The 13423-nt window shown below is 70.8% G+C and carries 12 protein-coding genes; 11 read left to right on the forward strand and 1 reads right to left on the reverse strand.

The genetic code is table 11. The annotated features are described in order from the left end of the window. The first annotated feature begins 15 nt into the window (after positions 1–15). From ligA to gatB, 6 genes are all read left to right on the forward strand, one after another. Entirely contained in the window at positions 16–2208 is a 2193-nt protein-coding gene (gene ligA / locus ACZ562_RS29670; protein ID WP_471185258.1) for an NAD-dependent DNA ligase LigA, read from the forward strand. Positions 2209–2458: 250 nt separating this feature from the next. Continuing rightward, the gene (locus ACZ562_RS29675; RefSeq protein WP_471185260.1) at positions 2459–4705 is read left to right on the forward strand and encodes a putative bifunctional diguanylate cyclase/phosphodiesterase; all 2247 of its coding nucleotides are present in this window, start codon (positions 2459–2461) and stop codon (positions 4703–4705) included. Positions 4706–4958: 253 nt separating this feature from the next. Further along, a complete protein-coding gene (gatC, locus tag ACZ562_RS29680; protein ID WP_018531282.1) occupies positions 4959–5255 on the forward strand; it encodes an Asp-tRNA(Asn)/Glu-tRNA(Gln) amidotransferase subunit GatC in 297 nt (98 codons plus the stop codon). Positions 5256–5259: 4 nt separating this feature from the next. Next, on the forward strand, positions 5260–6753 hold the full coding sequence (gene gatA / locus ACZ562_RS29685) for an Asp-tRNA(Asn)/Glu-tRNA(Gln) amidotransferase subunit GatA (RefSeq protein WP_471185262.1): 1494 nt from the start codon (positions 5260–5262) through the stop codon (positions 6751–6753). Further along, positions 6750–6989, forward strand: a complete 240-nt coding sequence (locus tag ACZ562_RS29690; protein WP_184598645.1) for a hypothetical protein — start codon at positions 6750–6752, stop codon at positions 6987–6989. The genes gatA and ACZ562_RS29690 overlap by 4 nt, the downstream gene beginning before the upstream one ends. A gap of 15 nt (positions 6990–7004) precedes the next feature. Then, entirely contained in the window at positions 7005–8519 is a 1515-nt protein-coding gene (gatB, locus tag ACZ562_RS29695; RefSeq protein WP_471185265.1) for an Asp-tRNA(Asn)/Glu-tRNA(Gln) amidotransferase subunit GatB, read from the forward strand. 84 nt (positions 8520–8603) lie between these two features. Here the strand turns inward: gatB and ACZ562_RS29700 are convergent, their stop codons facing one another. Beyond that, positions 8604–8735, reverse strand: coding sequence for a hypothetical protein (locus tag ACZ562_RS29700; protein WP_471185267.1), 132 nt, complete (start codon positions 8733–8735; stop codon positions 8604–8606). Between the two features lie 289 nt (positions 8736–9024). On the opposite strand from ACZ562_RS29700, the gene ACZ562_RS29705 reads away from it, so the two are divergent. From ACZ562_RS29705 to ACZ562_RS29725, 5 genes are all read left to right on the forward strand, one after another. Beyond that, complete coding sequence (locus ACZ562_RS29705; RefSeq protein WP_471185270.1) at positions 9025–9318, forward strand: hypothetical protein; 294 nt, start codon at positions 9025–9027, stop codon at positions 9316–9318. Between the two features lie 192 nt (positions 9319–9510). Further along, complete coding sequence (locus ACZ562_RS29710) at positions 9511–11754, forward strand: MMPL family transporter (RefSeq protein ID WP_471185272.1); 2244 nt, start codon at positions 9511–9513, stop codon at positions 11752–11754. Further along, positions 11732–12307, forward strand: a complete 576-nt coding sequence (locus ACZ562_RS29715; protein ID WP_471185275.1) for a GNAT family N-acetyltransferase — start codon at positions 11732–11734, stop codon at positions 12305–12307. Before ACZ562_RS29710 ends, ACZ562_RS29715 begins: the two co-directional genes overlap by 23 nt. Before the next feature lie 35 nt (positions 12308–12342). Beyond that, entirely contained in the window at positions 12343–12936 is a 594-nt protein-coding gene (locus ACZ562_RS29720; RefSeq protein WP_471185278.1) for a hypothetical protein, read from the forward strand. A 207-nt stretch (positions 12937–13143) separates the two neighbouring features. After that, entirely contained in the window at positions 13144–13329 is a 186-nt protein-coding gene (locus ACZ562_RS29725; RefSeq protein ID WP_471185281.1) for a hypothetical protein, read from the forward strand. Positions 13330–13423 lie beyond the last annotated feature (94 nt).

Consider the following 13423-nt stretch of genomic DNA (forward strand, 5'->3'; position numbering starts at 1 on the left):
CGGGAGGACGACACGGTGGCCGGCGACAAGCAAGCGGAGACGACGGTGCCCGCCGAGGCACGGGAGAAGCACGCGCAGCTCGCTGAGCAGATCGAGGAGCACCGCTTCCGGTACTACGTGAAGGACGCTCCCGTCATCAGCGACGCGGACTTCGACACACTCCTGCGCTCCCTCGAAGCGCTGGAGGACGAGTATCCCGAGCTGCGCACGCCCAACTCGCCGACCCAGAAGGTCGCCGGTGCGTACGAGACGGAGTTCACGTCCGTCGAGCACCGCTCGCGCATGCTCTCCCTGGACAACGCCTTCAACGACCTGGAGCTCGCGGCCTGGGCCGAGCGTGTCCACAAGGACGTCGGCAGTTCCGGCCACCACTTCCTGTGTGAGCTGAAGGTCGACGGCCTCGCCGTCAACCTCACCTACGAGAACGGCCGTCTGACACGCGCGGCGACCCGCGGCGACGGCCGCACCGGTGAGGACATCACGCCGAACGTCCGCACGATCGCGGAGATCCCGGACCGCCTCGCGGGCGACGGTGTCCCGGACCTCGTGGAGATCCGCGGCGAGGTGTACTTCCCGATGGAGAAGTTCGAAGAGCTGAACGCCCGCCTGGTCGAGGCCGGCGACAAGCCCTTCGCCAACCCGCGCAACGCGGCGGCCGGTTCACTGCGCCAGAAGGACCCGCGCGTGACGGCCACCCGCCCGCTGCACATGGTCGTCCACGGCATCGGCGCACTGGAGGGCTTCGAGGGCCTCACCCGCCTCTCGCAGGCCTACGACCTGCTCAAGACCTGGGGCCTGCCCACCTCCCGGCACAACAAGGTGGTCGACGACATCGACGGCGTACGGGAGTTCATCGCGCACTACGGAGAGCACCGGCACTCCGTGGAGCACGAGATCGACGGGGTGGTGGTGAAGCTCGACGAGATCCGCCTCCAGGGCCGTCTCGGGTCCACGGCGCGCGCGCCTCGTTGGGCGATCGCCTACAAGTACGCCCCCGAAGAGGTCAACACCAAACTGATCGACATCAAGGTGGGCGTCGGCCGCACCGGCCGCGTCACACCGTATGCACAGGTCGAGCCGGTCACCGTGGCCGGATCCGAGGTCGAGTTCGCGACGCTCCACAACCAGGACGTGGTCAAGTCCAAGGGTGTGCTCATCGGCGACACGGTCGTGCTGCGCAAGGCCGGCGACGTGATCCCCGAGATCCTCGGTCCGGTCGTGGACCTGCGGGACGGCAGCGAGCGTGAGTTCGTGATGCCGGCCGAGTGCCCGGTGTGCGGGACGCCGCTCCGCGCGATGAAGGAGGGCGACATCGACCTGCGCTGCCCCAACGCCCGGACCTGTCCGGCGCAGTTGAGAGAGCGCGTCTCCTATCTCGCCGGCCGGGAGTGCCTGGACATCGAACACTTCGGTGAAGTGGTGGCGGCCGCGCTCACCCGGCCCCTGGAGCCGGCCGACCCGCCCCTCGTCGACGAGGGCGACCTTTTCGACCTCACCGTGGACAAGCTGCTCCCCATCAAGGCGCACGTCCTCGACAAGGACAGCGGCCTGCCCAAGCGCGATCCCAAGACGGGCGAGGAGAAGGTCGTCACGGTGTTCGCCAACCAGGCGGGCGAACCGAAGAAGAACACGCTTGCTCTGCTGGAGAACATCGAAGCCGCCAAGACCCGTCCGCTCGCCCGCTTCATCAACGGTCTCTCCATCCGGCACGTCGGCCCGGTCGCGGCCGAGGCCCTGGCCCGCGCCTTCCGTTCGATCGACCTCATCGACGAGGCGAGCGAGGAGGAACTGAAGAACACGGACGGCGTAGGCCCGATCGTCGCCGCCGCGGTCAAGCAGTGGTTCGCCGAGGAATGGCACCGTGAGATCGTCCGGAAGTGGAAGGCCGCCGGTGTCGTCCTCGAAGAGAAAGGCGCAGGCGAGGACGAAGGCCCTCGTCCCCTCGAAGGCCTCGTCGTCGTCGTCACCGGCACCCTCGAACGCTTCACCCGGGACGGGGCAAAGGACGCACTGCAGAGCCGGGGAGCGAAAGTCACCGGTTCGGTTTCCAAGAAGACCTCTTTCGTCGTTGTGGGTGACAATCCCGGTTCGAAGTTCGACAAGGCGATGCAGCTCAAGGTGCCTGTTCTGAACGAGGACGGGTTCAACGTCCTGCTGGAACAAGGGCCGGAAGCCGCCGCCGAAGTCGCCCTTCCGCCCGGGGAGTAGCGGTTGAAGTCCACCCGATCGGCGCATATCAGATGCATACGGGTGGCAGAGGCGCATTCGGGCAACCGTCGACGACCGCTGCCCGAGGAAGCCTTCCGCGGCCTACTGTTGAGGTGTGCGCCTGCCGTGCCCAGCTGCGGTCGGGGCATCCGCTTGCTCTCGCGGAGCGAGGGTAAGGGTTTTCCAACGCGGCCGTTGACGGATGTCGGGCCGCGTGGCGTGGGCACCGCCGGCTGTGAGAGGGACGGGAATGGAACCGACCGAGAGCGCCGCCCCGGACTCATGGCTGCGCCTGCGCCGGATGGCCGGCGCATGGTGGGGGAGCCGGTGGTCCGGGCGGCCTTCGGAGCCTGCGGACGCGGAGGGGCGCGCCGCCGGACCGCACGCCGGAGTGGACGGCCGCGGCCCCGCCCAGCCCACCGCCGAGCACAACCCCGCACTGCCGGGCGCCGACCACGAACGTCACCTGTCCTGGCCCCCACTGCCCGCGGCGGTCGTCGCGGGCGCAGGGTTTCTCCTGGGCGCCGGCTTCTACCGGGGCTTCAGCGGGGACCACGCGCTCTTCCCGTCCGGCACGGTCGGCTGGTCCCTGGCCGTACTCACCGGCGTCATCGTCGGCCACCTGGTCGCGCTCGGCCGCGCCCGCTGGTGGGGCGGCACGGGTTCGGGCGCCGCCCTCACCCTCGCCGTGCTGCTGCTGTACGGCTGGATGCCCGCCGGGATGGTCAGCCTCACCGTCGTCGTCCTGGTCGGCATAGCCCGGCGCCACCGCTGGCGGCAAGGCGTGCTGCACGGGGCGGTGGACGTCCTCGGCATCGGCGCGGGAGCCCTGGTGCTGGCCGCTTTCGGCCGTGTCCCGTCCGTCGAGAACCCCTGGAACCCCGACACCTGGACGCCCTACACCGCAACGGGGGTGGTGCTGGTCGCGGTCGCCTATCTCGCGGTCACCCGCACCCTGCTCTGGTATCTGCACGCCCCGCGCGGCGGCCTGCCCACCGTCGCCCGCACCGCCCTGGTCAGACAGGGCCTGGTCGCGATCGCGCTGCTGGGCATCGCGCCGCTGGTGTGCGTGGTCGCCGTGGCCGAGCCCCTCCTGCTGCCGCTGTTCGCCATTCCCCTCATCGCCCTCGACTCGACCCTGTGGATGGCCCGGGCCCGGGCCGAGGAGCAGCTGCGCGATCCGCTGACCGGATTGCCCAACCGGCAGTGGCTGCTGGAACGCATCTGGACCGCGCTGGACGACGCCGAGCGCATCGGCGCCCGCGCCGCCCTGATGCTGATCGACCTCGACCGTTTCCGGTCGGTCAACGACACGCTCGGGCATCTCGCCGGTGACCGGCTGCTTCTCCAGATAGCCGACCGGCTGCGGATGGCGCTGCCGCGCGGGGCGGAGGCCGCGCGGCTCGGCGGCGACGAGTTCGCCGTCTTACTGCCGGTCGCCGACTCCACGACGTCCGCGACCCGCATCGCCCGCGGCCTGGTCGCCGCGCTCAGCTCCCCGCTCGACCTCGACGGCCTCACCCTCGTTCTGGAGGCGAGTGCGGGGGTCGCCGTCTTTCCCGACCACGCCCTCGACGCCGAGGGGCTGCTCAGGCGGGCGGACGTGGCGATGTACCAGGCGAAGCGGGACCGTACGGGCGTCGAGGTCTACGAGTCCAAGCGCGACTCGAACACGCCGGACCGGCTCGGACTGCTCGGCGACCTGCGACGGGCCCTCGACGCGCACGAGGTCCAGCTGCACTATCAGCCGAAGGTCCGCTTCGACGGACAGGTCGCGGGCCTTGAGGCGCTGGTCCGGTGGGTGCACCCGGAGCGCGGGAAGGTGCCGCCCGACGAGTTCATAGCCATCGCCGAGTCCTCGGGGCTGATGCCGCATCTCACGGAGTACGTGCTGGAGACGGCGCTCGGTCAGGTGGCCGCATGGCGCGCCCAGGGCCTGTTCGTGCCGGTCGCGGTCAACGTCTCCCCGCGCGACGTCCATACCCCCGGATTCGCCGGGTCGGTCGCCGCCCGGCTGGCCCGCCACGGAGTTCCCGCGGGTGCGCTGCAGCTGGAGATAACGGAGCACGTGCTCCTGGAGGACCCGCAGCGGGCCGCCGACACGCTCGCCGCGCTGACCGGGCACGGCGTGAAGATGTCCCTGGACGACTTCGGCACGGGCTACTCCTCGCTGGTGCACCTGCGCCGGCTCCCGGTCAGCGAGCTCAAGATCGACCGCTCGTTCGTGGCCCGGCTGGCCGTCGACACCCAGGACGCGGAGATCGTCCGCTGCACGGTCGACCTCGCCCACTCGCTCGGCCTGCTCGTGGTCGCCGAGGGCGTGGAGGACGACGAGACCTGGGAGCGGCTCCGCGACCTGGGCTGCGACGCCGTACAGGGCTGGCTGGTGGCGGCCGCGATGCCGCCGGAGGAGACGACGGCGTGGCTGCGCGCGCGGGGCTCCCGCGGCTGGCAGCGTCCGCGGGCCGCGCTGCCCGCGGCGGCGTCCGACGAGTAACTCTCCCGCCCGCCCGTTCAGGGGATCGGGCCCCGGCCCGGTGTCCGCTGCGCATCCGTGTCACCGGGCCGCGCGGCACGGCCCCGTGGCACTGCGGAGTGCGGGCCGGCAAACCGTTTCACGGGCACGGCCCCCCGCCCCATAGGATTAGGACCTGTCGCCACATGCCTGCCTGCCCCTCCGGGCGGACGACGGGAATGTGACGACAGGCCCTAGGCCCAAACCACACACACTCACCCCAGAGGATCGCTGCATGCCTGGCATCACGCGCGAGGAGGTCGCCCACCTCGCCCGGCTGGCGCGTCTGGAGCTGAAGCCCGAAGAGCTCGACCACTTCGCAGGCCAGCTGGACGACATCATCGGCGCGGTCGCCCGCGTCAGCGAGGTCGCCGACCAAGACGTACCGCCGACCTCTCACCCGCTGCCGCTGACGAACGTCATGCGCGCGGACGAGGTCCGTCCCTCGCTCACCCCCGAGCAGGCGCTCTCCGGCGCCCCGGCCCAGGAGCAGCAGCGTTTCAAGGTGCCGCAGATCCTGGGGGAGGACTGATCCCATGACGGACATCATCAAGCTCACAGCGGCCGAGATCGCGTCGAAGATCGCCTCCGGCGAGCTCACGGCGGTCGAGGTCACCGAGGCCCACCTCGCCCGTATCGAGGCCGTCGACGAGAAGGTGCACGCCTTCCTGCACGTCGACCGCGAGGGCGCCCTCGCGCAGGCCCGCGCCGTCGACGAGAAGCGGGCCCGGGGAGAGAAGCTCGGGCCGCTGGCCGGCGTGCCCCTCGCGCTCAAGGACATCTTCACCACCGAGGGCGTGCCCACGACCGTCGGTTCGAAGATCCTCGAGGGCTGGATCCCGCCGTACGACGCGACCGTCACCAAGAAGCTGAAGGCCGCCGACGTCGTCATCCTCGGCAAGACCAACATGGACGAGTTCGCCATGGGGTCCTCCACCGAGAACAGCGCGTACGGGCCGACCGGCAACCCCTGGGATCTGACCAGGATCCCCGGCGGCTCCGGCGGCGGCTCCTCCGCCGCGCTCGCCTCCTTCCAGTCGCCGCTCGCCATCGGCACCGACACCGGCGGTTCCATCCGCCAGCCCGCCGCCGTCACCGGCACGGTCGGTGTGAAGCCGACGTACGGCGCGGTCTCCCGCTTCGGCATGGTGGCCTTCTCCTCCTCCCTCGACCAGGGCGGGCCCTGCGCCCGTACGGTCCTGGACGCGGCCCTGCTGCACGAGGTCATCGCCGGACACGACCCGCTCGACTCCACCTCGATCGACGAGCCGGTTCCGCCGATCGTCGAGGCCGCCCGGGGCGGCAGCGTCGCCGGGATGCGCGTCGGCGTCGTCAAGCAGTTCCGCGGCGAGGGCTACCAGGCCGGTGTCATCCAGCGGTTTGACGAGTCCGTCGCCCTTCTGAAGGAGCTGGGCGCCGAGATCGTCGAGCTGGACTGCCCGTCCTTCGACCTGGCCCTGTCGGCGTACTACCTGATCGCGCCGTCCGAGTGCTCGTCCAACCTCGCCCGCTTCGACGGCCTGCGCTACGGCCTGCGTACCGGCGACGACGGCGCCCACTCGGCCGAGGAGGTCACCTCCCTCACCCGTGAGGCGGGCTTCGGCCCCGAGGTCAAGCGCCGCATCATGCTCGGCACGTACGCGCTCAGCTCCGGCTACTACGACGCGTACTACGGCAGCGCCCAGAAGGTCCGCACGCTCATCAAGCAGGAGTTCGACCGGGCGTTCGAGCAGGTCGACGTCATCGTCTCCCCGACGACACCGACCACCGCCTTCCCGATCGGCGAGCGCGCCGACGACCCGATGGCGATGTACCTGGCCGACCTGTGCACCATCCCCACCAACCTGGCGGGCAACGCGGCCATGTCGCTGCCCTGCGGCCTCGCGCCGGAGGACAACCTCCCGGTCGGCCTGCAGATCATCGCCCCGGTGATGAAGGACGACCGTCTTTACAAGGTCGGCGCCGCGGTCGAGGCCGCCTTCGTGGAAAGGTGGGGGCACCCGCTTCTCGAGGAGGCTCCGTCGCTGTGAGTGCACTGACCAAGGCCAAGGGCTTCAAGAAGTCCAAGTCCGGTACGTACCTGTCCATCGCCGGGACCGCGTTCGGCGCGATCGGTGTCGCCAAGCGGCTCAAGAAGGCCCGCGCCGAGCAGGACACCCTGGTCCTGATCGACGCCACCGTGTCCGCCGTCGCCATCGTCACCGGCCTCGCCATTCTCTACCGCGAGCTGAAGCGGCTGGGCGACGACGACGTCCTGCTGGGCTGAGAGGGAAGTTTCACCGTGACCACCACGACCGACCTGGTGTCGTACGAGGACGCGCTGGCGTCGTACGACCCCGTCATGGGCCTTGAGGTTCATGTCGAACTCGGCACCAAGACCAAGATGTTCTGCGGGTGTTCGACCGAGCTGGGCGCCGAGCCCAACTCGCAGACCTGCCCGACCTGCCTCGGCATGCCGGGGTCGCTCCCGGTCGTCAACGCGACCGGCGTCGAGTCCGCGATCAAGATCGGTCTCGCGCTGAACTGCGAGATCGCCGAGTGGTGCCGCTTCGCCCGGAAGAACTACTTCTATCCGGACATGCCCAAGAACTTCCAGACCTCCCAGTACGACGAGCCGATCGCCTTCAACGGCTACCTCGACGTGCAGCTGGAGGACGGCGAGACCTTCCGCGTGGAGATCGAGCGGGCCCACATGGAGGAGGACACCGGCAAGTCGACACACGTCGGCGGCGCCACCGGCCGTATCCACGGTGCGTCCCACTCCCTGCTCGACTACAACCGCGCAGGCATCCCGCTCATCGAGATCGTCACCAAGCCGATCGTGGGTGCGGGCGAGCGCGCTCCCGAGGTCGCCCGGGCGTACGTCCGTGAGCTGCGCGAGCTCATCCGGGCCCTCGGTGTCTCCGAGGCCCGTATGGAGATGGGCCAGATGCGCTGCGACGTCAACCTGTCGCTGATGCCGAAGGGTGCCGAGAAGTTCGGCACGCGCTCCGAGACGAAGAACGTGAACTCGCTGCGTTCCGTGGAGCGTGCGGCCCGTTTCGAGATCCAGCGGCACGCGGCTGTCCTGGGCAGCGGCGGGACGATCATCCAGGAGACCAGGCACTTCCACGAGGACACGGGGTCGACCACCTCGGGCCGTGTGAAGGAGGAGGCCGAGGACTACCGGTACTTCCCCGAGCCGGACCTGGTGCCGGTGGCACCCTCCCGTGAGTGGGTCGAGGAGATCCGCGCCGTGCTGCCGGAACTTCCGCTGGTCCGCCGCAACCGGCTGCGCGAGGAGTGGGGCGTCAGCGCCACCGACATGCAGTCGATCCTCAACGCCGGTGCCCTGGACCCGATCGTCGACACGATCGAGGCAGGCGCCGAGGCCGCCTCCGCCCGCAAGTGGTGGATGGGCGAACTGGCGCGCAGCGCCAACGAGTCGGGCGTCTCGCTCGACGAGCTGGCGATCACGCCGGAGCAGGTCGCAAGGGTCACCGAGCTGGTCGCCTCCGGCGACCTGAACGACAAGCTGGCCCGCCAGGTCATCGAAGGTGTCCTCGCCGGCGAGGGCACCCCGGACGAGGTCGTCGACAAGCGCGGTCTGAAGGTCGTCTCCGACGAGGGCGCGCTCACCGCCGCCGTCGACGAGGCCATCGCCGGCAACCCGGGCATCGCGGACAAGATCCGCGGTGGCAAGGTGGCCGCGGCCGGCGCCCTGGTCGGCGCGGTCATGAAGGCCACGCGGGGTCAGGCGGACGCGGCCCGCGTCAAGGAGCTGATCCTGGAGAAGCTGGGCGTCAGCGAGGGCTGAGCCTTCGGAAGCAGAAGCCCCAGGGGGATGCATCGGTGCCCATGCGTCCCCCTGGGCGTCTCCCATCAGCCCCGGGCGTGCCGATCAGAGGCCCCCCACCACCCGCGCGAAGCCCAGCGCGCGGCCCTGGTCGACGCACACCAGCTCGACTGACTCACGAGCCATGCGCGCCATGAAGTCCTGCGGGCTCTCCTTGGCGCCGGCCTGTCGCACCACCGCCCCGCTGCGCGTCCAGTTCCGGCGCCACCAGGCGGGGGACCGGAACGCCCAGAAGCCCGGGCCCCAGAAGGGCCCCAGATGCTCCCGGCGGCTCGGTCATCGGTGAACGGGCTCCTTGAGTCCTTCGTAGTGGAAAGAGATGCGTAGGAGCTCGGTCGGACCTTCGGACAATGCACCTGCCTCGGTCGGCGGTGGTGCGCCTCGGGCGGCCGACGCCGGGACGCCGGCAGCGCCCCGGGCTGCCCCGCGTCAGGTTTCTCAGCCGGAGGCGCTACGCTCCCCCGGCATGAACGGACGCGGTGATTCCGAAATACCCGACGCCGGGGATCCGGCCGAGGACGCCCGGCGGGCCCGCTGGACGGCGGCCGGGACCGGGGCGCTGCTCGCCCTCGCCGGACTGGCCGCGGCGGCGCTCCGCTTCACCGGTTCCGCGCCGGCACTCGTCCCCGCCGCCTACGCCGTCGGAGCCGTCGTGTGCGCGTCGGCATCCTTCCTGGGCTCCCGGGGCCGCACCCGGCGCGCCCTGTGGCTGCTGGTCGCCGGGGCGATGGTGATGGCGCTGGGCGACCAGTTCGACTGAGGCGGCAGAGTGAATCGAACCGTCCTGTGAGTTGTCTCGCACTCCTGTGAGGAAGCCCACGAACGCGGCAAACGATCACTTTCGCCTGTAAGAGTGGCTTCGCATTGCTCATGCGTTCTTTGCGGGCTGTTCAGTTCATTGACGACTGTTCCCGGCCAAAGATCCACAAATCCACCCCCGGGAGCACGTCTCGTGGCAGCCCTTGCACGCTGGTGTGTCCAGCGCCGCCTCGTCGCCGTTCTGCTCTGGCTCCTCGCCTTCGGCGGGGTGACCGCGGCCGCAGCCGTCGCCGGTTCCGCGTACTCGAACGACTACGAGGCTCCGGGCACCGAGTCGGGCCGCGCCGCCCAGCTGCTGCAGGACGGCTTCCCGGGCCTCGGCGGCGACAGCGACACGGTTGTGTGGCACACCACGTCCGGCACCGTCCGGGCCGCCGACGTCGAGCAGACCATGACCCGCACCCTGGCCCAGATCGCCGACCTGCCCGGCGTGGCCGCCGTGGTCAGCCCGTACGACGGCCAGGGCGCGGCACAGATCAGCGGCAACGGCCGTACGGCGTACGCCACGGTCGTCTTCGACGACCGGGCCGAGGACATCGACCACTCCGAGGCGCAGGCCGTCGTCGACACCGCCGAGGACGCCGGAACCGACGGGCTCCGGGTGGAGCTGGGCGGCAGCGCCGTCGCGCTCACCGAGTCGTCCGGCGGCCACATGGCCGAGGTCGTCGGTGTGGCCGTCGCCGGTGTCGTCCTGTTCCTCGCCTTCGGCTCGCTCGCCGCCTCCCTGCTGCCCATCGCCACCGCACTGGTCAGTGTCGGCACCGCGTACGCCGGGATCGTGCTGCTCGGGCACGCGATGACCGTCGCCGACTTCGCGCCCATGCTCGGCATGCTGATCGGACTGGGCGTAGGCATCGACTACGCGCTGTTCATCGTCACCCGGCACCGGCGTGGGCTGAAGCGCGGGCTCTGCGTCACCGAGGCCGTCACGAACGCCGTCGCCACCACCGGACGCGCGGTCGTCTTCGCAGGTGCCACGGTTTGCATCGCGCTGCTGGGGATGCTGACCCTGCGGCTGAACTTCCTCAACGGAGTCGCGATAGCCGCCTCGCTGACCGTGGTGCTGACGGTCGCGGCCTCCGTGACCCTGCTGCCCGCCCTGCTGTCGTTCATCGGGCCCCGCGCCCTGAGCCGGCGCGAGCGACGCAGGCTTGCGGAGCACGGGCCCGAGCCCGAGCTGCCGACCGGGCTCGCCGCCCGCTGGTCGGCTTTCGTGGAGCGTCACCCCAAGCTGCTCGGCATCGTGGCCCTGGTCGTCATGACCGTCCTCGCCCTGCCCACCCTCTCCCTCCGCCTGGGCACCTCCGACCAGGGCAACGGCCCGACGTCCTCGACCACCCGCCAGGCCTACGACCTCCTGGCGGACGGCTTCGGGTCCGGCGTGAACGGCCCTCTCACCCTCGTCACCAACGTCGACGGCGCCGAGGACAAGCTCGCCCTCGACAACCTGGACGCCACGATCCGCACCACCGAGGGCGTCGCGTCGGTGACGCCGGTCACGTACAACACGGGCGGTGACACGGCGTACTTCACGATCGTCCCCGAGTCGGCCCCCCAGTCCCAGAGGACCAGCGACCTCGTGGACCGGCTGCGCACCGAGGTGCTGCCGCGCGCCGAGACCGGCACCTCGCTCGACATCCACGTCGGCGGTCTGACGGCGAGCTACGACGACTTCGCCGACGTCATCGTCGGCAAGCTGCCCCTGTTCGTCGGCGTCGTCGTCGGTCTGGGCTGTCTGCTGCTCCTGCTCGCCTTCCGGTCCGTCGGCATCCCGCTCAAGGCCGCCGTGATGAACGTCGCCGCCGTCGCCGCCGCCTTCGGTGTCGTCGTCGCGATCTTCGAGTGGGGCTGGGGCAGCGAACTGCTGGGGCTGGGCCGCGCCGGGCCGATCGAGCCCTTCCTCCCCGTGATCATGGTCTCGGTGCTGTTCGGGCTCTCCATGGACTACCAGGTCTTCCTGGTCAGCCGGATGTACGAGGAGTGGCTCGAGACCGGCGACAACCGGCGTGCCGTCCGGGTCGGCCTCGCCGAGACCAGCCGGGTGATCAACTCCGCCGCGGTCATCATGATCTCCGTCTTCCTGGCCTTCGTGCTCAGCGGAGACCGCGTGATCGCCATGTTCGGCATCGCGCTCGCCTCCGCCGTCGCCCTCGACGCCTTCGTGCTCCGTACGCTGCTGGTGCCGGCCCTCATGCACATGCTCGGCGGCGCCAACTGGTGGCTGCCCCGCTGGCTCGACCGGCGCCTGCCGCGCATCAGCATCGAACCGCCCGAGGCCCGCGCCGCCCATGAGAGGCTGGCCGCCGCGACGGACGCCGAGGTGGCGGACGTACTGGCGAAGGAGCAACAGCGGGATGTACGCGATATCCCTGGGTGACGACGGAGCCGAACTGCGCCCCCTGGAGCCGTGGCACGCCGAGGAGTTCCTGGCGCATCTGGACCGGGGCAGGGAGTTCATCAACCAGTACGTCCCCTTCGGGGAGAAGGCCACCGACGTGGCGTCCGCGCGGGACACCCTCCAGCGGTACGCCGACATGCGCGCCGCCGACACCGCCTCCCTGCACGGCCTGTGGCTGGAGGGCGAGCTCGTGGGCGGGGTGCTCTTCCTGAACTTCGACGCGGAGAACGGCAACTGCGAGGTCGGCTGCTGGCTGGAACCCGCCGGCACCGGGCGCGGGCTCGTCACCCGCGCGATGCGCGTGCTCATCGACTTCGCCGTCGAGCGGCGCGGAATCCACCGGGTCGAGTGGGTCGCCTCCGCGGGCAACCGGCCGAGCCTGGACGTGGCCCGGCGGCTGGGCATGACCAGAGACGGCGTGCGGCGCGAGAGCTACCTCCACCACGGCGTACGGCACGACCTGGAGGTGTGGTCGATCCTCGCGCCCGAGTGGCGTGAGGCACGCGCGCGTGCCGCGCACAGCGATCATTAAGAGACCTCTCAGACTCCGCCCCTACGGTGCGGGGCATGGGAACCAGGACAGTGGACGAGACGGGGGCCGGGACCGGCGCCCGGGCGAAGACCGACGAGGAGAAGGCGGAGGTCACCGAGGCCGAGCAGGCCACGGAGACGGAGGCCGCCACCGCTGACACCGCGGCGGACGCCGTCGCCGACGAAGCCGCCGAGACGGCGGCCGAACTCGACGACGTGACCGAGGAGCAGGGCCCGTCCGGCGTCGGCCAGGGCGCCGGGGCAGTGGTCTCCGCCGCGCTGGGCGCCGTCTCGCTCAGCGGCGGCTGGATCGCCACCGTCGCCGCAGCGCGCGAGACCCTCGTCGGACAGCTCCAGACCTCGTCGAGCGCGAGCGTCGCCCAGCAGGTCAAGGAGGTGTACGGCGACGCCTGGCACACCACCGCGTTCTGGGGTGGCCTGTTCGCGCTGGCCGCGCTGATCGTCGGCGTCGTCGTCCTCGCCCGGCCCGCGTTCGGGGCCCCGGGCAGGCCGCAGGCCACGTGGATCAAGTCGGTCGCCTGGGGCGGCGTGTCGCTCGGCGTCATCGGCCTGCTCCTGGCTGTCCTCAAGTACACCGACATCCTGCTCGGACTGCCGTCCACCGGCTGAATGACCGCAGGTTCTGAGGGGTCTTAGGGCAATCCGTAGGCGCCTTACGGAGCTCCTCGGGCCCCTCACGCACGCCTAAGGCCCCGCTCACCGCCGAAGATGCGGAACTCTCCCGATGTGGCGGAACCCTCTGGGAGACGAAGGTTGAGGCATCGCGGATAACCCGCCGCGGCGAAGCCGGAAACCGAACTCTCCGAGGGACACGCCATGTACGAGTACGAGATCCAGCAGCTCCGTTCCGCCGAACTGATCCGCCGGGCCGAGAACGAGCGGCTGGCCCGCGAGGCCGTCCGCAGCCGTCGCGCCGCCCGCCGCGAGGCCGCACGCCGCGAGGCCGACGGCGAGGTGGATACCGGCCGCCCCCGCCGGCACCGGTTGCCACGCACCGCGTGAGCGCCGGGGCAGGGCAGGACGGCCGCACGGCACAGGCCTCCCCGGCCGAGGGCACGCTGCTCCTCCCCGCGGCCGTCCTCCCGAAAAAGGGTGC

The organism is Streptomyces sp. NPDC040410 (assembly GCF_055595715.1).

Bases quoted from the DNA above. Each gene is read 5' to 3' on its own strand.
- ACZ562_RS29675 (WP_471185260.1), top strand. From the start codon at position 2,459: ATGGAACCGACCGAGAGCGCCGCCCCGGACTCATGGCTGCGCCTGCGC.
- gatA (WP_471185262.1), top strand. From the start codon at position 5,260: ATGACGGACATCATCAAGCTCACAGCGGCCGAGATCGCGTCGAAGATC.
- gatC (WP_018531282.1), top strand. From the start codon at position 4,959: ATGCCTGGCATCACGCGCGAGGAGGTCGCCCACCTCGCCCGGCTGGCG.
- ACZ562_RS29705 (WP_471185270.1), top strand. From the start codon at position 9,025: ATGAACGGACGCGGTGATTCCGAAATACCCGACGCCGGGGATCCGGCC.
- ACZ562_RS29715 (WP_471185275.1), top strand. From the start codon at position 11,732: ATGTACGCGATATCCCTGGGTGACGACGGAGCCGAACTGCGCCCCCTG.
- ACZ562_RS29725 (WP_471185281.1), top strand. From the start codon at position 13,144: ATGTACGAGTACGAGATCCAGCAGCTCCGTTCCGCCGAACTGATCCGC.
- ACZ562_RS29720 (WP_471185278.1), top strand. From the start codon at position 12,343: ATGGGAACCAGGACAGTGGACGAGACGGGGGCCGGGACCGGCGCCCGG.